Below are 24363 nucleotides of genomic sequence, written 5' to 3' on the forward strand. Positions count from 1 at the left end.
GCTATGCAGATAAAAGCAGAAGAAATCAGCCAGATCATTGAGGGTCAGATCAAGAATTACGAAAAACGCGTTGAGATGAGTGAAACCGGTGTGGTGCTGTCGGTAGGTGACGGTATTGCCCGTGTTTACGGCGTTGAAAACGTAATGGCCATGGAACTCCTGGAATTCCCCGGCGGGGTAATGGGGATGGTGCTCAACCTTGAAGAAGACAGCGTCGGCTGCGCCCTTCTTGGTGAAGATACAGAGATTAAGGAAGGAGACCTGGTAAAAAGGACCGGTAAGATCGTCCAGGTGCCAGTGGGTGAGGGAGTCCGCGGACGGGTAATCGATCCTCTAGGAAGGCCTCTGGATGGACAGGGTCCGATCCAGGGTTCCGAGACCAGGCTGGTTGAAATCAAGGCTCCAGGTATTGTTGAGAGAAAGTCGGTTCACGAGCCCATGTATACCGGTCTTAAGGCTGTTGACGCCATGACACCCATCGGACGGGGCCAGCGTGAACTGATTATCGGTGACCGGCAGGTGGGCAAGACCGCCATCTGCGTTGATGCCATCCTTGCTCAGAAAGAAAGCGATGTTCATTGCATATATGTGGCCGTAGGTCAGAAAAAGTCTACTGTTGCCCAGGTTGTTGACGTACTTAAGCAGCATGGAGCCATGGAATACACCACCGTTGTTTCAGCTACTGCTTCTGATCCGGCATCTTTGCAGTTCATTGCTGCCTATTCAGGCTGCACCATGGGCGAATACTACCGTGACAGCGGTAAGCACGCCCTGATCATTTATGATGATCTTTCCAAGCAGGCCGTTTCTTACAGGCAGATGTCCCTGCTCCTGAGGCGCCCCCCGGGACGTGAGGCCTTTCCTGGAGACGTTTTCTATCTTCATTCCAGACTGCTTGAACGTGCAGCCAAGATGAGCGATGATCAGGGTGCGGGTTCACTGACAGCTCTGCCTATCATTGAGACTCAGGCCGGTGACGTTTCCGCTTACATCCCGACCAACGTTATTTCCATTACCGACGGCCAGGTTTACCTTGAGCCCAACCTCTTTTACGCTGGTGTGCGCCCGGCCATCAACGTCGGCCTCTCAGTATCCAGAGTTGGTGGGGCAGCCCAGATTAAGGCCATGAAAAAAGTTGCAGGGACCCTGCGTCTTGATCTGGCCCAGTATCGTGAACTTGCCGCATTCGCCCAGTTTGGCTCGGACCTGGACAAAGGTACTCAGCGGCGTCTGACCCGCGGTGAGCGTCTGGTTGAGCTTTTGAAACAGCCTCAGTACCAGCCCATGAGCGCAGAAGAACAGGTTATTTCCCTTTATTGCGGAACCAAGGGTTATCTTGATGACATCCCAGTGGATGCCGTAGCCAAATTTGAGTCTGAAATTCTTGAGTTCATGCGCAGCCAGAAGTCTGAAATTCTCAAGGAAATCAAGGAAAAGCAAGATCTGGACAGTGATCTGGACAGCAAGATTGCAGCCGCCATTGATGAATTTAAAAAGACTTTTAAGGCCTAACGGGAGAGTTAAATGGCATCATTAAGGGACATACAAAGAAAAATCGGCGCGGTCAAAAAGACCAAGCAGATAACCAAGGCCATGAACATGGTGGCCTCGGCCAAATTGCGCAATGCTCAGCAACGAATCGAGCGCTTCCGTCCCTATGCAGAAAAATATACCGAAGTCCTTTCTGACCTGGCTTCCAGGGTGGACTCGGGTGTGCATCCACTTCTTGAGAAAAGAGAGGAGATTAAGGCTGTGGGGATCATTCTGGTCACCTCGGACAAGGGCCTTTGCGGCAGCTTTAATGTAAATCTCTGTCAGACGGCTTTTAAGCTGGCTAATAAAAAGAAGGAGGAGGGCAAAGAGGTCAAGTTTGTTTGCATAGGCAAAAAAGGACGGGACTTTATCAGCAAGCGCGGTTTTGAAATTCTGAAAAGCTATCCGGACGTCATGAACACCTTTGACTTTCAGCTTGCCAATGAAACGGGCACCATGGTCATTGACAAATATTTAGAGGGTGAACTTGACGAGGTCCAGATCGTTTTCGGGCAGTTTGAATCCATGGTCAAGCAGCTACCCATAGCCAGCCAGGTCCTTCCTGTTGAACAAGAACAGACAGAGGCCCAGCCCGGCGGTTCCGGCGAGTACATCTTCGAGCCTTCCATAGAAGGGCTGTTAACTGAGCTCTTGCCCAGGTATGTCAAAGTGCAGATGTACAGGGGAATGCTTGATACCTCTGCCAGTGAGCACGCAGCCAGGATGACAGCTATGGATAATGCTACAAAGAACTGCGACGACCTGGTCGGACAATTGACCCTAGTTTACAACAAGGCCAGACAGGCAACAATCACTACTGAACTAATGGATATAGTAGGCGGTGCAGAAGCACTGAAACAAGGATAATAGGGGGCGATAAAACATGAGTGCACAGAACACAGGAAAAATCGTTCAGGTCATCGGACCTGTTGTTGACCTTGAATTTCCGGAAGGTAAACTTCCCAACATTTTTAATGCCGTCACCATCTCCAACCCGACCATTTCCGATGAAAAGGACAATCTGGTGGTTGAAGTAGCCCAGCATCTGGGGAACAATGTAGTTCGCTGCATATCAATGGATTCCACCGATGGTCTGGTCAGGGGCATGGAAGGTAAAGACACTGGTCAGGCCATTTCTGTTCCCGTTGGAAAGCCCTCTCTGGGAAGAATCCTTAATGTTGTCGGCAAGCCTGTTGATCAGAAAGGTCCTGTTAAAGCGGACAAGTACTATCCCATTCACCGGCCTGCACCTTCTTTTGTTGAGCAGAGCACCAAGATTGAGCTTTTGGAAACCGGCGTAAAAGTTATTGACCTGCTGGTTCCCTTTCCCAAGGGCGGAAAAATGGGCATGTTTGGCGGTGCCGGTGTTGGAAAGACAGTTGTTCTTATGGAAATGATCAACAATATCGGAAAGGAACACGGCGGTATTTCCGTGTTCGCCGGTGTTGGCGAAAGGACTCGTGAGGGTAACGACCTTTACCATGAAATGATTGACGCAGGAGTTATTGACAAGGCCGCTCTTATTTACGGTCAGATGAACGAGCCTCCAGGAGCCCGGGCCAGAGTTGGCCTTACTGCTCTGACTTGCGCAGAGTACTTCCGGGATGAGGAAAACCAGGACGTTCTGCTCTTCATCGACAATATCTTCCGTTTCACCCAGGCCGGATCAGAAGTTTCCGCGCTTCTGGGGCGGATGCCGTCAGCTGTTGGATATCAGCCCACTCTGGGAACAGACCTTGGCGCGCTGCAGGAAAGAATCACATCAACCACCAAGGGCTCCATCACATCGGTCCAGGCTGTTTACGTGCCTGCTGATGACTTGACCGACCCTGCTCCTGCCACCACCTTCTCGCATCTGGACGGAACCATTGTTTTATCCCGTCAGATTGCAGAGCTTGGAATATACCCTGCGGTTGATCCCCTTGACTCCACATCCAGGATTCTCGACCCCAATATTCTGGGGGAGGATCACTATATGGTAGCCCGTGAAGTTCAGATGATCCTTCAGAAGTACAAGGATCTTCAGGACATCATCGCCATTCTGGGTATGGACGAGCTTTCAGACGAGGACAAGATCACCGTATCCAGGGCCAGAAAGATTCAGCGTTTTCTGTCTCAGCCCTTCCACGTGGCCGAGCAGTTTACAGGAAAGCCGGGACGTTATGTAAAGCTTGAAGACACAATTCGCGGATTCAAGGAAGTAATCGAAGGCAAGCACGACGACGTACCGGAAGGAGCGTTTTATATGGTAGGCGGAATAGACGAAGTTCTTGAGAATGCCAAAAAAGATTAATACTCAAGCTATAAGGTGAAATTATGGCTAATTTGATTAAGCTGGAAATTGTAACTCCGGACCGTAATCTGCTCAGCGAAGATGTTGAGTATGTTGGCGCACCCGGGGTACAGGGTGAGTTTGGGGTAATGCCCAGCCACATCCCCTTTCTTTCCGCCTTAGGTATAGGCAGCTTGTTTTATAAGCAAAACGGGAAAAAATATTTTGTATTTATTTCCGGTGGGTTTGCCGAGGTCACTCCTACTAAAGTGACTGTCCTGGCCGAGGTTGCGGAAAAAGCGGATGAGATCAGTGTGGAAAGGGCCAGAAAGGCCAGAGAAAAGGCAGAGCAGAGGGTCAGTCAGCAAAAAGATCAGGTTGACTATGCCAAGGCCAAGGCGGCAATGGCTAGAGCCATGCACAGAATGAAATGCAGGGAAAGCGCAGTAAGTGCCGGAACCTGCTCCATGTAATTGAAAATGGTTTAGATCTAAAAAAAGCCCCGCCAACGCGGGGCTTTTTTTATGTAGACAGGACCTGGAGATTAAATTATTTTTTAGTCAAACCAAGGAAGAAGATGCATAAGTCCATTGTTGGGAACACCTGCGCCCTTGTTCTAGCTGCAGGCAAGGGAACCCGAATGAGATCGGAGCTGCCCAAGGTCCTGCATGAGTTGCTGGGCAAGCCTATGCTCTGGTACCTCCTTAGCACTTTAGAAAGAGTGAAATTCAAAAATAAATTCCTGGTGGTCGGCCACGGACGGGAACATCTGGCTGAGGCCTTTCCCAGGGAAGAAGAAAACTTTGTTTTTCAGGAGTATCAACAAGGTACTGGACATGCCCTGCAAATTGCATGGGAGCGAATCAGAGCTTCCGGCTCAAAGTGGCTTTTGGTCGCCAACGGCGATACTCCTCTGGTCAGTCAGGTGCAGCTGGAGATGCTCATATCCGCAGTATCTTCGGAAAATGCCGATATAGCACTGCTAACCCTGAATCTGGATGATTCATCCGACTATGGCCGTCTGGTCAGGGACGGGGCAGGAAGAATATGTGCAGTTGTGGAGGCCAAGGATTACAGGCCTGAACTGCATGGTCCATGCACCGGTGAAGTTAATTCAGGGATTTATATGTTCCGGGTCGAGGCCCTGGAAGACATTCTGTTTAATCTGGACCGGAATAACAAGCAGGGAGAACTCTATATTACCCAGCTCATTTCTCTTGGGGCTGCATATAATATGAAGATAGTGGGGGTTGCGGCCGGGAACTGCCCGGAGTTGCTTGGCATTAATACTCCAGGGCAGCTAGTGGTTCAGGAGGAGTTCCTGGTCAGAAAGAGGATCGATCATCTTATAGATAAAGGGGTAATCATCAGGAACCGCCAGCAGGTCAGGATAGGGCCTGAAGTGGAATTGGAAGCTGGAGTGGATATAACCGGACCATGCGAGATCTACGGCAAATCATACATTGGCCAGGGCACAGTAATAGACTCGCACTGTGTAATCAGGAGCAGCAGGCTGTCAGGATGTAAAGTGTTATCATTTTCGCATATCGAGAATTCTGATATTTCTAATGATGCAGTAGTTGGCCCGTTTTCAAGGCTCCGGCCAGGAACGGTTCTTGAGCGTGAAAGCAGAATTGGAAATTTTGTGGAAATCAAAAATTCCCGGGTGGGGCAGGGCAGTAAGGCCAGTCACCTGTCATACATAGGTGATACCTTGATGGGCAACAAGGTCAACGTGGGTGCCGGTACCATCACATGTAACTATGATGGCAGGAAAAAGCATAAGACCATTATTGAAGACGGAGTATTCATCGGCAGCAATTCAGCCCTGGTAGCTCCGGTGAAGCTCAAGCAGGGGAGCCTGATCGGTGCGGGGTCAACTATTACCATGGACGTGCCGGAAGAGTCATTGGCTGTGGCAAGAACAAGGCAGAAAAACCTTCCTGGGAAAAATCCCTTGAAAAAAAATTAGATTAAAATTAGAAGTAAAAATAATGGACGCAATAGAACAGCTATCCCTTAAAATTGACGATTTGCTGGAAATCAAGCATAAGCTTGAACAGGAAAACCTGGTTCTTAAAAAGGATTTGGAGAGCGAACGTCATAAAAACAACCTGGTTTTGGGGAAAGTTAACGATCTGTTGCAAAAGATCGACGATGAAACAGCATCTTAATGCCTGGATATAATATAAATATTTTGGGGCTTGATTTAACTTTCAGGACTGATGCCGGACCTGAAAGGGTTGAACAGGCGAGCAAATTGCTGGAGGAGCGTTTTGCCGAGCTTGAAAAAAGAGGAAGTAAGCTGAGCAAAGAACGGCTTCTGGTCTTTCTGGCCCTCAGCCTAGCCGATGATTATCTGCATTCCGACCAGAGGCTTGCCGAGTTGCAGGCCAAAGTTGATGAACAACTACGGAAAATTGACCGGCTTGAGACCAAAAAGTGATAAAGACAGAGATGTTTATCAAGATAATTCCTGGCAGGTTCGTGATGAAGGCAATTTATTTTGAGCCAACACTAACCTCATGGGAGCCGTTGCGCGGTCCTGGTGTGCATACCCTGGTTACCCCAGGGGAGCCTGAAGGGACTGCTTTGGCGCCCACCTATAATTACGAGGTTCAAAATAAGTTCCCACACGGCCTGCTGGGGAACTTTCACCCGTCTCAACTCAGACCAGCCGGGTCTCATCAGTTTCCTTTTCCGGATTCAAGGTAATCCTCAAGGCCCTCCTCTCCCATCAGGTTCAAGGATTCAAAGACCTTTTGCATGCTGATTATCAGTGCCTCAATTTCCCATGGCGGTCATGCTGTACTATGATTTGTCATGTGCAAGGGAAAATAACATATAATTAAGGAGAAACTGCCATGTGGAGCGCCGTTGTCATAACCGCCTTTATCGCCATTGGCGTTGGAGCCGTCATTGGATTTGCAGCGCAGAAATATTTCATCAACAAAGAGTTGCGCGATAACCAGGAACTGGCCAGCAAAATACTGGAAGAGGCCAGAAAAGAAGCAGCTGCTCAGAAAAAAGAGCTTCTGCTTCAGGCCAAGGACGAAATCTTCAAACAGAAGAAAGAGTTGGAAAGAGAGGCCAGAGAAAGGGAAAAAGAGCTGAAAAGGCAAGAGCAGAGGCTGCAGGAAAAAGAGGAACGCCTGGAGAGAAAGCTGGAAAAAGTGGCTCAGAAGGAGAGCGAGGTCGTATCCTGGGAAAACAGGGTGGCCAAGCAGGAAAGGGCCCTGGAAGACAAGGAACAGCAGCTAAAGACCATAATTGAAAAAGAGACTTCAAAGTTAGAGGAGATTTCTGGGTTGACCAGAGAAGAGGCCAAGGCCAGGCTGGTTGCGGATATTGAGAGCCGGACTAGGCATGAGGCTGCAAAGATGATTCGCCAGATTGAAATGGAGGCCCAGGAAGCAGCCTCTAAAAAGTCCAAGGAGATCCTGGCACTGGCCATTCAGAGATATGCCGGAGACTATGTGTCAGAGCATACTGTTTCTACAGTGGAATTGCCCAGTGAAGATATGAAGGGCAGAATAATAGGCAGAGAAGGAAGAAATATCAGGGCTATTGAGGCTGCCACAGGCGTAGACCTGATTATTGATGACACCCCTGAGACAGTTGTCCTGTCGGCCTTCAGTCCTCTTCGCAGGGAAGTAGCCAAACAATCCCTGGAACGTCTGATCAGTGACGGACGAATTCACCCAGCCCGGATTGAAGATATTGTAGAAAAAGTCAAGCAGGAAATGGACGTGAAGTTGCGTGACATCGGGGAACAGTCAACCTTTGATGTGGGGGTCCACGGCATCCATCCGGAACTGATCCGCCTGCTGGGGCATCTGCATTATCGGACCAGCTTTTCCCAGAATGTCCTGCAGCATTCCATTGAAGTGGCCTTTCTCTGTGGGATAATGGCGGCTGAACTGGGCATTGACCAGAAAAAGGCCAAGCGGGCAGGGCTGCTTCATGATCTAGGTAAGGCTGTGGACCATGAAGTAGAAGGTCCCCATGCTGTGATTGGGGCTGATTTGGCTAAAAAATACAGTGAATCAAAAGAAATAGTCCATGCCATTGCAGCCCATCATGAGGATGTTCAGCCGTCCTCCATACTGGCGGTTCTGGTCCAGGCAGCGGATGGATTATCCGGTGCAAGACCTGGAGCCAGAAAGGAGCTTTTGGAGAATTACGTCAACAGACTTGAGGACCTGGAGAAGATCGCCACGGGTTTTGACGGGGTAAACAGGTCTTTTGCCATCCAGGCCGGACGGGAAGTGCGGGTGATGGTGGACTGCGACCAGGTGGATGACGACAAGACCCATCTTCTTTGTAAGGATATAGCCAGAAAGATCGAAGAGAACATGACCTACCCAGGACAGATCAAGGTCACGGTGATCAGGGAAAAACGGGCCGTGGGATACGCTAAATAGTCAATGTCAAGGAAATACTGTAAAAATGGGATCTGATCTTAATAAATCACTGGAGCTCATCAGGCGGGGAAGCGCTGAGATCATAGATGAGCAGGAATTGGCCCACAAGCTGCAAAAAAAGACACCACTCAGGGTCAAGGCCGGCTTTGACCCTACTGCCCCGGATCTTCATCTGGGACATACCGTCCTGATTCAAAAGCTTAAACATTTTCAGGACCTGGGGCACAAGATCGTTTTTCTGATCGGCGATTTTACCGGAATGATCGGTGATCCTTCAGGTAAATCCGAAACAAGAAAGAAATTGACCCGTGAGCAGGTGATGCAGAACGCTGAAACCTATAAGCGGCAGATCTTCAAAATTCTGGATCCTGATAAAACCGAACTTGCTTTTAACTCATCCTGGATGGACAAGTTCGGGGCTGCAGACTTTATTGAACTGTGTTCCAGGTACACAGTTGCCAGAATGATGGAACGGGACGATTTTGAGAAGAGGTACAAGGACAACCGGCCCATTGCCATCCATGAATTTTTGTACCCTCTGGTCCAGGGATATGATTCCGTGGCTCTGCAGGCTGATGTAGAGCTGGGCGGAACCGACCAGAAATTCAATCTGCTCATGGGCAGGGTCCTGCAGAGAGAATACGGACAGGAGCCCCAGGTCATTTTGACCATGCCGATTCTGGAGGGAACCGACGGTATCCAGAAGATGAGCAAGTCTCTGGGAAATTATATAGGCATAGATGAGTCGCCCAAAGACATGTTTGGCAAGCTTATGTCCATCTCTGACGACCTCATGTGGCGTTACTATGAGCTGCTTTCCGATCTGGAAATGTCAGAGGTGTTGAAACTCAGGGCAGATGTGGAGTCAGGCGTTCTTCACCCCAAGGTCTGCAAGGAAGATCTGGCCCAGGAGATAACAGCCCGGTTCCATGGTCTGGAGGCTGGCCAGCGGGAACGGGACAACTTTAATCAGGTCTTTTCCAGACACAATGTTCCCCTGGATCTGCCGGAGTTTTCTGCTCGATCCAAAGAGATCAGGCTTGCTGATATTCTTGTCCAAAGTGGACTCTGCTCTTCTAAAGGAGAAGCCAAAAGGCTCTGCAGGCAAAATGCAGTCGGCCATCATGATGGTGAAAAAATAACGGATCCGGACCATGTTTTTGAGCCTGGTGTCCATGTTCTCAAGGTAGGTAAAAAAAGATTTTTAAAAGTCAAAGTGGATTAGGGACCAGTCATGAAAAAAAAGTTCTGGGATAAGACCAGGAAATGGGCCGCCATGATCAAGATTGAACACTCGGTGTTTGCTCTTCCCTTTGCCTACATGGGGGCATTCTGGGCTGCCCAGGGATGGCCTGGCTGGAAAGTCTTCTTTTTCCTGACACTGGCCATGGTGGCGGTCCGTTCCTTTGCCATGACCTTCAACCGGATTGCTGATCTTGAATATGACCGGGAAAACTCCAGGACCAAAAACAGACCCCTGGTCACGGGGGAGATAGCCCTCAAGGACGCATACTTTTTTCTGGGGATCACAGCCGTATTGTTTATTGTTTCCTGTGCATTCCTGAATGTCCTGTGCTTTTTCCTGTCTTTTCCTGCCCTGGCTTGGTCAGCCTTTTACAGTTATACAAAACGGTTTACCAGTTCCTGTCATTTTTTCCTGGGTTCAGTGCTGGGGCTGGCTCCCCTGGCCGGATGGATAGCATATGACCCAAGTTTTAACCTGGTGCCCTTTCTGCTTTTCCTGGGTGTTCTCTTCTGGGTGGCCGGGTTTGACATCTTATACTCAAGTCAGGATGTAGGTTTTGACCAGGAAAAAAAACTGCATTCCATACCGGGCAGGCATGGTCTGAGAACAGCCTTTGCATTGGCGGGTTTCAGCCATCTCAACGCAGCCCTGTTTTTCGGCCTGGCCGGGATAGCAGCTGGTGCATCCTGGCCTTACTTTGCAGCCTGGATGATAGTGTCCGGTGTTTTGTTTGCCGAACACCGGATAATTTCGCCCGATAATCTGCACAGGCTCAATGTTTCTTTTTTTACTCTGAACGGTGTTGTGGCGGTGATACTCCTGGCAGGGGTCCTGGCAGACATTGCTGTAGCCTAGGCAGGAGAGGTCAACCCGGGATTTAAACCGACCGGGAATCAGCAGCTAAGGTCTTCCAAGCAGAAGTCAGTCTTATGGGCCGCACTTCCAGCCCGGCGTCATTACTGCTTCTATCTGCGCTGAATTGTTTTGAGGTAAAGATGAAAAATGAAAATTTTCCTGTATACAGGGGAAGTCTCGAGTACTCCTGTCTGGGATGCGGTAAAAGGTTTTCCATTGAAAAGCTTCATTATACCTGTCCTGAGTGCAGGGGGGTCTTTTTACTGAGGAATAGTTCTTTTGATGACCTGAAAAAAACACCCGGTTCAAAATGGCGGGAAATATTTGATGCCAGGGCAGCCCTCAAAGTTCCAGAGCTGCGGGGCATATTCAGGTTTTATGAGCTTATGGCCCCAGTGCTGGAGCAGCAGGACATTGTCTACCTGGGTGAAGGCAATACCCCGGTGATCCCGGCCAGCAGAGATCTGCAGTCCAGGCTGGGCCAGAAGTTCTCCTTTAAGAATGATGGTCAGAATCCCAGCGCATCTTTTAAGGACAGGGGCATGGCCTGTGCTTTCAGTTATTTGAAAAAGCTGGTCAGAGAAAAGGGGTGGGACCAGGTCCTGACCATCTGCGCTTCTACAGGAGATACTTCGGCTGCTGCTGCCCTGTATGGAGCCTACATTGGCCCTCCCATCAAGTCGGTGGTTATTCTTCCCCAGGGCCGGGTCACCAGTCAGCAGCTTTCCCAGCCTCTTGGCAGTGGAGCCTGGGTGATAGAGTTGCCCGGGGTCTTTGATGATTGCATGAAGGTAGTTGAGTATCTGGCGGATAATTTCAGGGTAGCCCTGCTCAACTCGAAAAATGCCTGGAGGATTCTGGGCCAGGAGAGCTATGCCTTTGAAGTGGCTCAGTGGTATGATTGGGATATGTCTGGCAAATCTCTGTTCGTTCCCATAGGCAATGCAGGAAATATTACCGCTATAATGGGCGGGTTTCTCAAGTTAATGGACCTGGGCATTATAGATTCACTTCCCAGGATCTTCGGAGTCCAGTCCAGCCATGCTGATCCGGTTTTTCAATATTATCAGGCTAATCCGGAAAAAAGAAGTTTTTCGCCGGTCAAAGTCAAGGCCAGTGTGGCCCAGGCAGCCATGATCGGCAATCCTGTATCTTTTCCCAGGGTCAGGGCCCTGGCTGAGGAGTACCAGAAAAAACAGGGCTCGGGCAGTTTTCAGGTAGTCCAGGTCAGTGAGCAGGCCATTATGGAGGGCATGCTTCTGGCCAACCGTAACGGACATATTGCCTGCACCCAGGGTGGTGAGTGCCTGGCCGGGATGATCAGGGCCAAGGAGATGGGCATTCTGGACAAGGATGAAACAGCAGTGCTGGATGCCACCGCTCATGCCCTTAAATTCAGCGGTTTTCAGGAGATGTACTTTGCCGACAGTTTTTCCCGGGAGTATGGTATTACTCCTAGAAAAGAATACATTAACCTGCCGGTCCAGATACTCAATCAGCAGGACCGGGAAGGGATGTCTGAGGAAGAATTCACCAGAGCTGCCGCGGACAGGATAGTTGAGACTCTGGGACTGGACCGGGAAATGTTTTAGTCTGCAAAGAAGATCTGAAAGTAGTCTTTTTTCCAAGGGGTAACCATGGATCTGGCTATCTCCTGGCGGGCATAGAAGATACTGTTTCTGCCCTTGTATCCCCAGAAATCGCTGGCGTACCTTGACGGAATATAAACTTGCCGCACTTTTTTACCTGCCTTGGCCAGATTCCAGGCAATGTAAGTCTTTAATGCTTCAGATCTGCAAATTGAGCCCAGAGCCGGATGCCATGGACCCGCCAGGATGCTATTTATAAGGGAAGGTTCCGGGGCGAGTCCGGTTCGAATGACCTGAATTCCGTTCTGCCACAGGGTCAGCAATGCCCTGGACAGCAATGCTATGCTGCTTTTCAGGCTCCATGGCCTGTACCTTCCTTTTGCCAGCATCTCCTCAAGTAAGGTCCCTTTCAGTACCAGGCATGGATAGAGCCGGACGACGTCCGGAACTATATTTGCAGTTTGCTTTATATCCCTGAGATATTGGGATGGCCCGGAACCTGGCAGACCAGGCATGAGCTGGATTCCGAGTTCAAACTTCCGGGATTTGACAAGCGAGCAGGCCTTAAGTGCGGAGTCTGATGAATATCCTCTTGCCGAGGCTCTGAGGACGTCATCCTGAAAGCTCTGTACTCCCAGTTCAAGCATATCCAGGCCATAATACTCAAGGATGTCCAGTACTTCCTGGCCCAAACAGTCCGGCCTGGTGGAGCATCGAATGTGATTCACAGCTCCGGCTTTTTTGAGGGAACAGGCCTGGTCAAGAAAAACCAGTATGTCCTTGAGAGGCATGGCCGTAAACGTCCCACCGAAAAAACCAAGAGATACCGGCTGACCGGTCTTATTAAATCGCTCCAGGATTCTTCGACTCATGCTTTGTGCTGTCTGGCTGGGGGAGCTGCCCCTCTGGCCGGTCTGGACGTACTGAGAGCAGTAGACACATTTGAAAGGACAGCCGGCAAAAGGAAGAAAGACTGGCCAGACAGGGCTTGCAGACCTTTTTGGTTCGGGATGGGTAAATCTGATGGACAAAAGGCGGTCTGATCTCATATGAATAAAAAAATCCGGGGGTTGCAAAATTATTCAAGGTTAGATAAAAGATTTTCTACCATCGTATTTTTTCCAGCTGCAACGAAATCTTTTGGAGGCCAAAGCAGTGAAGGATTGTATTTTTTGTCGAATAGTGGCGGGTGAGATCCCCTGCACCAAGGTTTATGAGACTTCCAACGTGCTGGCTTTTCTGGATATAAATCCAGTGATCAAAGGTCATACCCTGGTAATACCTAAAGAGCATGTGGTCAATATAATGGATATCCCGGATGACTTGGCTTCTGAGCTGCAACAGGCCCTGCGCAGGATCGGCAATGGCTTGCTTCAGGGTTTGGACGCGGACGGATTCAACCTTGGGATGAATAATTTCGAATCAGCTGGTCAGCTGGTCATGCATGCCCATTATCATTTGATTCCCAGATACAAGGGGGATGGACTCAAGCTCTGGGCTCAGGGCTCCTATGAAAGCAATGAACAGATGCAGGATATCGCCGGAAAGATTAAGTCGGCAGTATAGTCGTTCTTAATGGCCGGTTATTATGTCTTGTTTTTCAGTCTGCCCGGCGTTGCCAGTGCAACTATTTGCAATTTTACCAAACTAAAAGGGGGAGGGAAATGATCAACACTCTTACCAAGGCACATCTGGTTGATAAGATTTATGAGAAAAGCGAACGAAAGAGATCTGAGGTAAAGGATCAGGTTGAGCACCTGCTGGCTCTGGTTAAAAAGGCCATAAAAAAAGACCACGCCTTGCTGGTCAGCGGGTTTGGAAAATTTGAAACGTACGAAAAAAAGCCCAGAAAGGGGAGAAACCCCCAGACCAGCGAAACCATTATCCTCCCAGGCAGGAAAGTTGTTGTTTTCAGACTGTCCAGAAAGTTCAGGGCGGATATCAATCAGCAATAATGAATGCTCCGGGAATCTCTTCCAAAAGGGTGTCATGGGCCTTTTCTGCAGCCAGAACATTGGTGAAAGTTCCAGCCTGAACCCGCCAGAGTTTCTGGTCATCCCTGAAGAATTCCTGGAGCCTTGATTCCTTATAACCCTTACTTTGCATTTTCTGTTTGAGTTTGGTTGCGTTTTCTTTTGAAGAAAACGATCCCACCTGAACATAGAAGATTCCAGTCAATTCCTCTTTGGGAACTGCGCCAAGGGCTTCCACCCGTACTCTGGCGGTTCCCGGACCGATCATGTCGATTTCTCTGGCAGCTGCAAAAGAGAGGTCGATGATTCTGTTGCCCACAAAAGGCCCACGGTCGTTGATCCTGAGGTCAATCTCCTTGCCATTGTCCAGGTTGGTGACCCTGACAATTGTATTCATGGGCAGGAGTTTATGGGCAGCTGTCTTCTCATACATGTTAAATATTTCTCCATTGGAAGTCCTTTGACCGTGAAATTTTGGACCGTACCACGAGGCAACTCCCTCTTCAGCATAGCCCTCGTGGGTGCTCATTGGGGTGTAGGTCTGACCCATGACTGAATACTGCCTCTGGGTGGCTGGTTCAGGTCTTGAAACCTGGGGGGTGAGAGCTGGTGGATGACTGACCGCCGGTTCTCTGGGCTTGGCCGGAGGAGGATGGATTGTCTTGGTGCAACCGGATATGCCCATAAGAGCCAGCAGGAAGAATGTTGTTATATAGGTTAAAGGATTCCTCATAATGTACCTGTCCTCCGGGTAGGTGCCGGGCCAGATAAGTGTCCTGGCCCGGCAGAGTTTAGCAGAAGCTTTTAAAGCACGATTCATAACGGGTAGTCAATATCCGTAACAGCCCGCCCTGCTTACTATGCTTTTCCAGGTATTCACAAAGGTCTTGACTTGTCTTGTCTTAGTCAGTCTGAATCTTGAATGTGAACTGTACGTGTTACTAATTCTCTAAAATTGCTATCATTTTTTTCAAATTTCAAACTATAAGTACTAGCAATTTTTTTGAACTTGAGCTATTAATTCAATAAATAACATGTGCGGTGAATTGCATTATTTTTTTGGTTTTTGAACTGTAATACCTTTGTACTTTAGGCGAGTCCCGGTCCCTGCAACAGGCCGGGCAGTTAAGGGCAAACCTTTTATTACCATTTGGCAAAGGGGGTCAATATGTCACAAGAAAAAGTAGGCGCAGTCATGGTTGTCGGCGGAGGTATTGCCGGCATTCAATCCGCTCTGGATTTGGCTGATGCCGGCTATTATGTCTATCTTGTGGAGAAGTCATCCGGTATTGGAGGGGTCATGTCTCAGTTGGACAAGACTTTTCCCACCAATGACTGCTCCATGTGAATTATCTCGCCAAAACTGGTCGAGTGCGGTCGGCACTTGAATATCGAGCTTTTGACTTTGGCCGAGGTAGAGAACATCAGCGGCAGTGAAGGCAATTTTACTGTAAAGGTTCGGCAGAGGCCCAGGATTGTGGACATGGAAAAGTGCATAGCGTGTGACCTTTGCGCACAGAAGTGTCCCAAGAAAGTGCCTGATGAGTATAACGAAGGGCTGGTGCCCAGGAAGTCGGCCTATATTAAATACGGCCAGACCGTTCCCCTCAAGTATGCCATTGAGCAGGAAAGCTGTATCTTTTTTGTCAAGGGAGGCAACAAGGGAAAAAAGGGCGGTGGAAAATGCCGGGCCTGTGAAAAGTACTGTCCTACAGGGGCCATAGATTTTGATCAGGAGTTCAAGGATGAGATCAAGGAGGTCAATGTCGGTTCGGTCATTCTTACTCCTGGATTCAAGTCCTTTGATCCCTCGGTTTTTGATTATTATGAATATAAAGATAATAAAGATGTTGTAACCGGCCTTGAATACGAAAGGCTTCTGTCATCCAACGGTCCCTGCATGGGGCACCTGACCAGGCCGTCCGATGGGAAGGAGCCCAAGAAGATCGCCTGGCTGCAGTGCGTAGGATCCAGAAATATCAATAAATGCGATAATGGATATTGTTCATCGGTTTGCTGCATGTACGCCATTAAGCAGGCCATTGTGACTGCTGAACACACCACCGGCGACATTGAACAGACTATTTTTTACATGGATATCCGTACCCATGGCAAGGAATTTGAAAAGTATTATGAACTAGCCAAGGAAAAGGGCATCAAGTTCATTCCAAGCAGGATTCACAGTGCCAGCCCAGTCAAGGAAGGCGGAGTCGAAGTCGAGTACTTTGATGAGGAATCAGGCAAGAGAAAAACAGATACCTATGACATGCTTGTCCTTTCAACGGGTCTGGAGGTCAGCAAGGGCGTCCAGGAGCTTGCCGGTAATCTTGGTGTAAAGCTGGACAAATATAAATTTGCAGACAGCTCAAGCTTCACCCCCTCAGCCACCTCAGTTCCAGGCGTCTTTGCCAGCGGGTGCTTCCAGAGCCCCAAGGATATTCCTCAGTCGGTCACGGATGCTTCTGCAGCAGCAGCTTCGGCATCCATCGCTCTGAGCAGTAAGCGGGGAACTCTGGCCAAAGAAAGGACCTTCCCGGCGGAAAAGGATGTTGCAGCTGAGGAACCCAGAGTGGGCGTTTTCGTCTGTTCATGCGGGATAAACATAGCCGGGACCATTGATGTCAAGGAGCTTGCCGAATACGCCAAGGACCTTCCCAATGTGGTCTTTGTGGACAACAACCTGTTCTCCTGCTCTCAGGATACTCAGGTATTGCTTAAAGAGAAGATTGCCGAGCATAACCTGAACCGGGTGGTTGTGGCTGCCTGCACCCCCAGGACTCACGAACCTCTTTTCAGAGAAACCATGAAGGATGCCGGCCTGAACGAGTATCTTTTTGAGATGGCCAACATCCGTAATCAGAACAGCTGGGTCCACTCCAAGGAGCCGGAAAAAGCTCTGGACAAGGCCAAGGATCAGCTGAAGATGGCCGTGGTCAAGGCTTCCATGCTGACTCCCCTGGAACACTTGTCAGTCAATGTCAATCAGACTGCACTGGTGATCGGTGGTGGTATATCCGGAATGGTTACGGCCTTGGGTTTGGCTGACCAAGGTTTTGAAACCATTCTTCTGGAAAAGACCGACAGGCTGGGTGGAAACGCCTGGAGCTTGGCTTCCACCTGGCGGGGTGAAGCTGTAAAGCCTTACCTTGAGGACCTGATTTCCAAGGTTGAAAACCATTCCAATATCAAGCTCTTCAAGAATGCTCAACTCAAGACCAGTAAGGGTGCAGTGGGCGATTTTGTGAGCGAGGTGGAGATCGGTGGCGAGAAAAGGGCCATAAAGTATGGAATTGCCGTGGTCTGTACCGGGGCCAAGGAATTCAAGCCTGCCGAGTATCTCTACGGTGAAGATGAAAGGGTCTTTACCCATCTTGAATTTGATAAAGAACTCATCGAGCACAAGCCTGCCCTGGAAAAGGCCAAAGGGGCGGTATTTATTCAGTGTGTGGGATCAAGGGAGCCGGAAAGACCATACTGCAGCCGGGTCTGCTGTACCCATACCATGCATTCAGCCATTGAACTGAAAAAGGCCAACCCCAAGATGCCGGTATTCGTGCTTTACCGTGATATTAGAACTTATGGTGCACGGGAAGACCTGTACCGGGAAGCCAGGGAAAAAGGCGTACTTTTCATCAAGTTCAGCCTTGAAAACAAGCCCAGAGTGACCAAAGACGGTGCTGACATCGTGGTCACGGTCAAAGACCATGTTCTGCAAAGGGATGTTGAGATCAGGCCTGGTTACCTGGTTCTGGCTTCAGCCATTGTCCCTGGCCAGAACAAAGACTTGGTTGAGCTGTACAAGTGCGGTCTCAATAGTGAAGGGTTCCTGCAGGAAGCCCATGCCAAGCTTCGTCCGGTAGATCTCAGCGTGGACGGGATGTTTCTGGCTGGACTTTGTCACTATCCCAAGCCCATTGATGAGGCCATTGCCCAGGCTCAGGCCGCTGTTTCCAGAGCCACCACTATCCTTTCAAGGGCGGTCATGCCGCTGGATTCCATCAAGTCCTATGCCACTGAAAATTGTGACGGCTGCGCCATATGCGTGGACACATGTCCCTACGGCGCCATCACCTTGACAGGCTATGAAGAGGACGGTGTGGCTCACAAGAAGATCGAAACCAATAAGGCCCTGTGCAAAGGGTGTGGAATATGCGAGGCGACCTGCCCCAAACAGGGTGTCTATGTGCATGGCTTCACCAACGAACAACTCAAGGCCCAGTTGTATGTGGCTTTGGAAAATGTTTAAAGTATAAGGAGAAATTTCGATGGCTGAAAAATACGAACCCGTCATTGTCGGATTTCTCTGTAATTGGTGCGCATATGCCGGAGCTGACTTGGCCGGCGTTTCTCGCCTGCAGTATCCGACTAATATGCGCGCAATCAGAGTAATGTGTTCCGGGATGGTTCATCCCAATTTGGTTGTTGAGGCACTGGAAAAGGGCGCTGACGGCGTCCTTGTGCTTGGCTGACACCTTGGTGAATGTCATTACCTGGATGGTAATCACAAAGCATTTGCCAGGGCTCAAGCCATTAAGCTGGTATTGGAAGATTTGGGAATTGATCCTGAGAGGTTTAAGCTCGACTGGGTTTCTTCTGCAGAAGCCCCGAGGTTTGCCAAAGTCGTGACTGAATTTACTGAAAAAATCAGGTCACTTGGCCCCAATCCCGTAAAAGCCCCGAAAGAGGCTGTCAACGCCTAATGGCAGCGGGAGCGGGTCGCTCCCGCACCTAATGGAGGTGCTTATATGACCAAGGTAACAGTAGCCGAAGAGTGGTTGAATGCCTGTGCCGGGTGTGAGATCGCTATTTTGAATGTTGGAGACGTCCTGGTGGACCTGCTGGTCAATAACCTGGACTTTGTTCATATACCGGTGTTGATAGATAAGAAGTACTTCGGTCAAACCGGTGAAGAGAAAGAATTGAGCATTCCCGAAGCTGTGGTGGGCATAGTGTCCGGTGGTGTGCGCAACGAGGAGCATAAAGAAGTACTCCTTGAGATGCGCAAGAAGTGCCAGATTCTCATTGCCCTGGGGACCTGCGCTACGGACGGAGGAATCCCTGCCCTGATCAACATGTATTCAGATGAAGACCTGAAGCAGTTCTACTACAAGGACTCACCTACTACAGATCCAGCGGATTATCCCACTGAACACATTCCGCCTCTTTTGGATAGATGTTATGCCCTTGATGAATTTGTCAAGGTGGATCTGTCCCTGCCTGGCTGTCCCCCTCACCCTGATTGGATAGCCGGGGCGATTCTGGCCCTTCTGGATGGCAAGACCGAATTCAAGATGCCGGAAAGATCGGTTTGTGATGCCTGTCCCACAGTAAGGGAAAGCAAAAAAGGCATTGAAGATATCAAGCGCCTGTATGAGGCCGCTGAATACGACCCAGAGAAACCCCTTAACGAGATGCGCTGTCTGCTGGAGCAGGGCCTGTTGTGCCTTGGCCCGGTAACCGGCGTTGGATGCGGCGGGACCAAGGGGGCTCCCAGGTGTATTTCAGCCCGGGTCCCTTGCCGGGGTTGCTATGGCCCCATCAGGAAGGGTGCTAAGCCTCTGGTTGATTATATGGGAGCTTTGGCTTCAGTTGGCTTTGATCCGAACAAGATGCTCGATCGCCGCGGGTATCTGGCCCGTTTTTCCGGTGCTCACGGCGTACTTAAAAAGATCGGTTAGGAGGATAATATGGGAAAGACTCTGAATATAGCTCCCATTACCCGCATTGAGGGACATGCAAGTGTGGCCATCCATCTGGATGATTCCGGTAATGTATCAGACGCCAAGATGCATGTCCTGTCCCTGCGCGGTTTTGAGCAGTTTGTACTGGGGAGGCCAGTGGAAGAAGTACCACGCATTGTGCCTCGTATTTGCGGAATTTGCCCGTGGCACCACCATCTGGCTTCCAACAAGGCTGCGGATGCCTGTTTAGGAGTTGAACTTCCACCTACTGGAAGAAAGCTGCGCGAACTCTGCCAGATGATGGCCTATATCCCGGATAAGATCCTGCATTTTTACTTTCTGGCTGCTCCAGATTTTGTCCTGGGACCGGATGCTGATTATTCGGTTCGTAATGTGGTCGGGATAGTCGGAGCTAACCCGGAACTGGCCAAAAAAGTGGTGCACATGCGCTACAAAGGCCAGATGTTGCTGGAAAAATTTGCCGGTAAGGTGATCCATCCCATTGCCGGTGTTGTGGGAGGCTTTTCCAAGCCCCTTCTGGAAGATGAACGCAAGGAGATCCTGGCCGGAATCCAGGAACTCAAGGATTTCTGCGTGTTCACCATTAAATTCGCCCGGGAGGAAGTATTTCCTAAATATCTTGATGCCGTCAAAATCCTGGGTGTATTTCCATCCGGGTACCTCGGAACAGTCAGGCCGTCCGATGGAGCCCTGGAGCTTTATGACGGTGAACTGAGGATGATGGACAAGGACGGCAATTTTGATCAGTTCACCTATCCTGAATATGTGGACCATATCGGTGAGCACACTGAACCCTGGTCATACCTCAAGTTCCCTTATGCCAAAAAGCATGGAGCCTTGAAGTTGGATGAGAATGATCCGGTGGGTGTTTACAGGGCGAACTGCCTGGCTAGGATCAATGTCTGTGACAAGATGGCCACGCCACTGGCTCAGGAGGAGCTGGACATATTCCGTAAGGAATTCGGCCGTCCCACTCATCTGACCCTTTTGTATCACTGGGCCAGGCTTATTGAGCTTGTTCAGGCCTGTGAAAAGGCAGAAGAGCTGCTCAATGACCCAGAGATCACCGGGCGCGAACATCGGGCCAAGAATATCCAGCCTAGAGCAGGCGATGGTGTCGGATGCGTTGAAGCCCCCAGAGGGACTTTGATTCATCACTACAAGACCGACGACAATGGCCTGGTAACCATGGCTAATTTGATTGTGGGCACCACCCACAACAATGCCCCCATGAATTTGTCTGTGAAGCAGGCTGCCAAGGCCCTGATCAAGGACGGCAAGTACGACCAGGGAATCCTGAACCGGGTGGAGATGGCCATACGCGCCTATGACCCGTGAATGAGCTGCGCTACACACCGCCTGGATGGCGGCATCAATGTTAAGCTCAGCATCTATGATTCCCAGGGTAACGTCATTGACACCATGGGCGAATAGATTAGACAGTTATAAAGAAATAGTTTAAAACAGGCCGTCTCCGGTGAAAGGGAGACGGCCTTGTTTTTTAGTTATGGTAAGCTAAAAAAAGTGAACCTGGACAGGCATAAGGTTAAGATTTTTAAGATGTGCCTTCAAAAAATAGTTTTGTCAGATGCAGGATGGAGATGATATGGAATGGTCTCAAATGTTCAGTTCCAGGGTGGTGGTGTTCGGATGTGGAAACACCCTTTTCGGAGATGACGGCCTGGGGCCTAAAGTGATAGAAGTTCTGCAAAAGGAGGGTTCACTTGGGGACGATGTGGCCCTGATTGATGCTGGCACTTCCATCAGGCCCCTTTTATTTGATCTGATTTTGAGCGACAGACAGCCTGAGCAGATAATAGTGGTTGATATTTCCACGGATCAGGACATCGAACCCGGTGAGGTCAAGGAGATCAATGTTGACCAGGTTGATCCCAAAAAGATTGCTGACTTTTCCATGCACCAGTTTCCTACCACCAATCTTCTGAAAGAACTTCAAGACACAACCAGCATTAAGCTGCACATTCTGGTGTCCAGGCCTGTTAATGTTCCCGAACTGATGGAAGAGGGTCTGAGTCCAGAAGTATCCAAGGCTGTTGACAGGATTGTCAGCAAAATTAAAGAAATATGCAGGACATAAGCCTGCCTGCCAAACTTGTCTGGTCCATGGCCGCCTTAATAATAATTCGACAACAAATATGACCGGTAAATCATAATTAATGATTGATCAGAAAAAAATACGAAATTTCAGCATAATAGCTCATATTGATCATGGTAAGTCCACCCTGGCTGATCGGATCCTGGAGATTACCGGTCTTTTGGGAGACCGGGATAAAAAGGACCAATACCTGGACAGACTGGAGCTTGAGCGGGAGAGGGGTATTACCATCAAGGCCCAGACCGTCCGTATTCCGTATAAGGCCGGCAATGGACAGGAATACACTTTGAATCTCATTGATACACCAGGACATGTGGATTTTTCCTATGAAGTTTCCAGAAGTCTGGCAGCGTGCGACGGAGCGCTGCTGGTGGTGGATGCCACCCAGGGAGTGGAAGCCCAGACCCTGGCCAATGTTTACCTGGCACTGGACCATGACCTGGAAGTGATTCCGGTGCTAAACAAGATCGACCTGCCCAGTAGCGAACCGGGGCGGATAGCCCGTGAGATTGAGGAGATTATTGGTCTTGACTGTACTGATGTCCTGGAGGTCAGTGCCAAGACCGGTCAGGGTGTGGCTGATCTCATGGAAAGGATAGTCAGCCTGATTCCTCCGCCCGGAGGGAATCCAGACAATCCTCTAAGGGCCCTGATATTTGACTCATGGTATGACTCCTACCTGGGAGTTGTTGTCCTGTTTCGGATCCTGGACGGAAGGATCAGGATGGGCCAGGAAATCATGATGTTCTCCAATAAAAAGAAGTTTGAGATCACCAAGTTGGGTGTGTTTTCTCCTGAACCCAGGGAAATTGACATGATGGGGCCCGGGGAAGTGGGCTTTTTGTGCTCAGGGGTCAAGGATCTCAAGGATGCCAGAGTCGGAGATACCATTACTTCAGGGGATCGTCCCACTGACGCTCCCTTTCCTGGGTTTAAGAAGATAAAGCCCATGGTTTTCTGCGGACTTTATCCGGTTGAGTCAGCAGAATATGAGGACTTGAAAAACGCTCTGGAAAAACTCCAGCTCAATGATGCAGCCCTGGACTACGAACCTGAAACTTCCCAGGCCCTGGGTTTTGGATTCAGGTGCGGTTTCCTGGGTCTCCTGCATATGGACGTAATTCAGGAAAGGCTGGAAAGGGAGTTCAAGGTCAATATCATTGCCACTGCCCCCTCGGTAATTTATAAAGTGGTAAATCTTGAAGGGGTGGAAACCGATATTGACAACCCTGCCAAGCTGCCGTCTGCTCAGGAAATTTCCTGTATTAAAGAGCCGTTTGTGAAAATGGAGATTCATGTGCCCAATGAATATGTGGGCAATGTGCTTGGGCTTTGCGAAGAAAAAAGAGGGATGCAGAAGGATATGCGCTACCTGTCCTCGACCCGGGTGATTATTACCTATGAACTTCCCTTTGCCGAGATAGTTTTTGATTTCTTCGACAGGCTCAAATCAGTGACCAGAGGATTTGCTTCCCTGGATTATGAGGTCATGGACTTCAGGGAGTCCGATCTGGTTAAACTGGACATCATGATCAATTCCGAGCCGGTTGACGCAATGTCGGTCATCGTGCACAGGGATAAGGCTTACCACAAAGGACGGGCTCTGGCTCTTAAACTGAAAAGGGCTATTCCCAGACAGCTCTTTGAAGTGGTGATTCAGGCGGCCATCGGCAACAAGATCGTGGCCAGGGAAAGGACTGCTCCTTTGAGGAAGAATGTCACTGCCAAGTGTTACGGCGGGGACATTACCAGAAAGAGAAAGCTTCTGGAAAAACAGAAGGAAGGAAAGAGACGCATGAAAAGGATGGGCAGCGTGGAGATTCCTCAGGAAGCATTTCTGGCTGCTCTTCAAACCGGTGACTAGATCTTCAGAGACAGGTTGAAACAGGTCTTTTGACTTTTATTGTGTAAACCAGGACCAGTTCAACCGGTCTGCTTCTTCCAAAATTTCCAAAATTCGGGTGGCCAGGCAGGCCCATGAAAATCATAACTTAAACGAGCAACAAGGACGGAAGACATAAATGAATCCACGCTGGCAAACCATGCTCAAAGAGTATGCCGAGGCTTTGATCATCGCCTTGGTACTGGCTCTTTTCATCAGGACATTTGTGGTCCAGGCCTTTAAAATACCATCAGGGTCAATGCTTCAGACTCTCCAGATCGGAGACCATCTTTTGGTGAACAAGTTCAAGTACGGCATTCAGATGCCTTTCATGGACAGATATATTTTCCAGTTTGACGGACCAGAGCTTCAGGACATTATTGTATTTGAATTCCCAGAGGATCCCTCCAAAGATTTTATTAAAAGAGTTGTGGGCACACCCGGGGACGTAATTGAAGTCAGGGACAAAGTGTTTTACCGTAACGGTGAACCAGTGCATGAAGAATACATCCAGCATACAGACGAGAGGGTGGCTGACCGAAGAGATAACTTTGGCCCTTATACAGTACCGGAGAACAGTTATTTCGTCCTTGGCGACAACAGGGACGAATCCTATGATTCTCGGTTCTGGGGAGTGGTGGAAAGGGAGAAAATCTTAGGCAAAGCCTGGATAATATACTGGTCCTGGGAAGGATTCTCCAATGTCAGATGGAGCAGGATAGGTAACAGGATCAATTGACTGGCTGCTGCCCAAGGCTTTTCAGGTTCTTT

At 49.5% G+C, this 24363-nt stretch carries 22 protein-coding genes and 1 other RNA gene; 21 read left to right on the forward strand and 2 right to left on the reverse strand.

What is annotated here, in order from left to right:
- The first annotated feature begins 3 nt into the window (after window positions 1-3).
- The 12 genes from atpA (at window position 4) to thrC (ending at window position 11922) form a co-directional block, all read left to right on the forward strand.
- Window positions 4-1512, forward strand: a complete 1509-nt coding sequence (gene atpA, locus P771_RS0103835) for a F0F1 ATP synthase subunit alpha (RefSeq protein ID WP_028574098.1) — start codon at window positions 4-6, stop codon at window positions 1510-1512.
- 12 nt (window positions 1513-1524) lie between these two features.
- Window positions 1525-2400, forward strand: coding sequence for a F0F1 ATP synthase subunit gamma (locus tag P771_RS0103840; protein ID WP_028574099.1), 876 nt, complete (start codon window positions 1525-1527; stop codon window positions 2398-2400).
- Window positions 2401-2416: 16 nt separating this feature from the next.
- Window positions 2417-3826 carry a F0F1 ATP synthase subunit beta gene (gene atpD, locus P771_RS0103845; RefSeq protein WP_028574100.1) on the forward strand — a complete coding sequence of 470 codons (1410 nt, stop codon included), beginning with the start codon at window positions 2417-2419 and terminating at the stop codon, window positions 3824-3826.
- 23 nt (window positions 3827-3849) lie between these two features.
- Window positions 3850-4278 (forward strand): F0F1 ATP synthase subunit epsilon, encoded by a 429-nt coding sequence (locus P771_RS0103850; RefSeq protein ID WP_028574101.1) that lies wholly within the window; start codon window positions 3850-3852, stop codon window positions 4276-4278.
- Window positions 4279-4394: 116 nt separating this feature from the next.
- Entirely contained in the window at window positions 4395-5777 is a 1383-nt protein-coding gene (gene glmU / locus P771_RS0103855; RefSeq protein WP_150112132.1) for a bifunctional UDP-N-acetylglucosamine diphosphorylase/glucosamine-1-phosphate N-acetyltransferase GlmU, read from the forward strand.
- A gap of 22 nt (window positions 5778-5799) precedes the next feature.
- Complete coding sequence (locus P771_RS0103860; protein ID WP_028574103.1) at window positions 5800-5979, forward strand: hypothetical protein; 180 nt, start codon at window positions 5800-5802, stop codon at window positions 5977-5979.
- The gene (locus P771_RS0103865) at window positions 5979-6251 is read left to right on the forward strand and encodes a cell division protein ZapA (RefSeq protein WP_028574104.1); all 273 of its coding nucleotides are present in this window, start codon (window positions 5979-5981) and stop codon (window positions 6249-6251) included. The genes P771_RS0103860 and P771_RS0103865 overlap by 1 nt, the downstream gene beginning before the upstream one ends.
- A 24-nt stretch (window positions 6252-6275) precedes the next feature.
- Window positions 6276-6459, forward strand: a non-coding RNA gene (ssrS, locus tag P771_RS18630) — 6S RNA.
- A 210-nt stretch (window positions 6460-6669) separates the two neighbouring features.
- Complete coding sequence (rny, locus tag P771_RS0103880) at window positions 6670-8229, forward strand: ribonuclease Y (protein ID WP_028574105.1); 1560 nt, start codon at window positions 6670-6672, stop codon at window positions 8227-8229.
- 25 nt (window positions 8230-8254) lie between these two features.
- Window positions 8255-9454: a tyrosine--tRNA ligase gene (tyrS, locus tag P771_RS0103885; RefSeq protein ID WP_028574106.1), complete on the forward strand. Its 1200-nt coding sequence runs from the start codon at window positions 8255-8257 to the stop codon at window positions 9452-9454.
- A gap of 9 nt (window positions 9455-9463) precedes the next feature.
- Window positions 9464-10330 (forward strand): 4-hydroxybenzoate octaprenyltransferase, encoded by an 867-nt coding sequence (locus tag P771_RS0103890; protein WP_028574107.1) that lies wholly within the window; start codon window positions 9464-9466, stop codon window positions 10328-10330.
- Window positions 10331-10470: 140 nt separating this feature from the next.
- Complete coding sequence (gene thrC, locus P771_RS0103895; protein WP_028574108.1) at window positions 10471-11922, forward strand: threonine synthase; 1452 nt, start codon at window positions 10471-10473, stop codon at window positions 11920-11922.
- On the opposite strand, the gene P771_RS16360 is transcribed toward thrC, so the two are convergent.
- Window positions 11919-12968, reverse strand: coding sequence for an elongator complex protein 3 (locus tag P771_RS16360; RefSeq protein ID WP_051617090.1), 1050 nt, complete (start codon window positions 12966-12968; stop codon window positions 11919-11921). The genes thrC and P771_RS16360 overlap by 4 nt on opposite strands.
- 106 nt (window positions 12969-13074) lie before the next feature.
- On the opposite strand from P771_RS16360, the gene P771_RS0103905 reads away from it, so the two are divergent.
- Together P771_RS0103905 and P771_RS0103910 are read left to right on the forward strand one after the other, a co-directional pair.
- On the forward strand, window positions 13075-13485 hold the full coding sequence (locus P771_RS0103905) for an HIT family protein (RefSeq protein WP_028574109.1): 411 nt from the start codon (window positions 13075-13077) through the stop codon (window positions 13483-13485).
- Between the two features lie 98 nt (window positions 13486-13583).
- Complete coding sequence (locus tag P771_RS0103910) at window positions 13584-13874, forward strand: HU family DNA-binding protein (protein ID WP_035243857.1); 291 nt, start codon at window positions 13584-13586, stop codon at window positions 13872-13874.
- Here P771_RS0103910 and P771_RS0103915 read toward each other — a convergent pair.
- Entirely contained in the window at window positions 13861-14625 is a 765-nt protein-coding gene (locus P771_RS0103915; protein WP_244147285.1) for a septal ring lytic transglycosylase RlpA family protein, read from the reverse strand. The two genes, P771_RS0103910 and P771_RS0103915, sit on opposite strands and share 14 nt — an antisense overlap.
- A gap of 435 nt (window positions 14626-15060) precedes the next feature.
- On the opposite strand from P771_RS0103915, the gene P771_RS0103925 reads away from it, so the two are divergent.
- From P771_RS0103925 to lepB, 7 genes are all read left to right on the forward strand, one after another.
- On the forward strand, window positions 15061-18138 hold the full coding sequence (locus tag P771_RS0103925) for an FAD-dependent oxidoreductase (RefSeq protein ID WP_150112121.1): 3078 nt from the start codon (window positions 15061-15063) through the stop codon (window positions 18136-18138).
- 19 nt (window positions 18139-18157) lie between these two features.
- Window positions 18158-18592 carry a hydrogenase iron-sulfur subunit gene (locus P771_RS19045; RefSeq protein ID WP_150112122.1) on the forward strand — a complete coding sequence of 145 codons (435 nt, stop codon included), beginning with the start codon at window positions 18158-18160 and terminating at the stop codon, window positions 18590-18592.
- A gap of 45 nt (window positions 18593-18637) precedes the next feature.
- Window positions 18638-19570, forward strand: coding sequence for an NADH-quinone oxidoreductase subunit B family protein (locus P771_RS0103935; protein WP_028574114.1), 933 nt, complete (start codon window positions 18638-18640; stop codon window positions 19568-19570).
- Window positions 19571-19579: 9 nt separating this feature from the next.
- On the forward strand, window positions 19580-20932 hold the full coding sequence (locus P771_RS0103940; protein WP_028574115.1) for a Ni/Fe hydrogenase subunit alpha: 1353 nt from the start codon (window positions 19580-19582) through the stop codon (window positions 20930-20932).
- 268 nt (window positions 20933-21200) lie between these two features.
- Entirely contained in the window at window positions 21201-21692 is a 492-nt protein-coding gene (locus tag P771_RS0103950; protein WP_028574116.1) for a hydrogenase maturation protease, read from the forward strand.
- Between the two features lie 79 nt (window positions 21693-21771).
- Window positions 21772-23574, forward strand: coding sequence for a translation elongation factor 4 (gene lepA / locus P771_RS0103955; protein WP_028574117.1), 1803 nt, complete (start codon window positions 21772-21774; stop codon window positions 23572-23574).
- 157 nt (window positions 23575-23731) lie between these two features.
- Entirely contained in the window at window positions 23732-24331 is a 600-nt protein-coding gene (lepB, locus tag P771_RS0103965) for a signal peptidase I (protein WP_028574118.1), read from the forward strand.
- Window positions 24332-24363 lie beyond the last annotated feature (32 nt).

Origin of the sequence: Desulfonatronovibrio hydrogenovorans DSM 9292 (assembly GCF_000686525.1) — a bacterium.
GTDB lineage: Bacteria > Desulfobacterota > Desulfovibrionia > Desulfovibrionales > Desulfonatronovibrionaceae > Desulfonatronovibrio > Desulfonatronovibrio hydrogenovorans.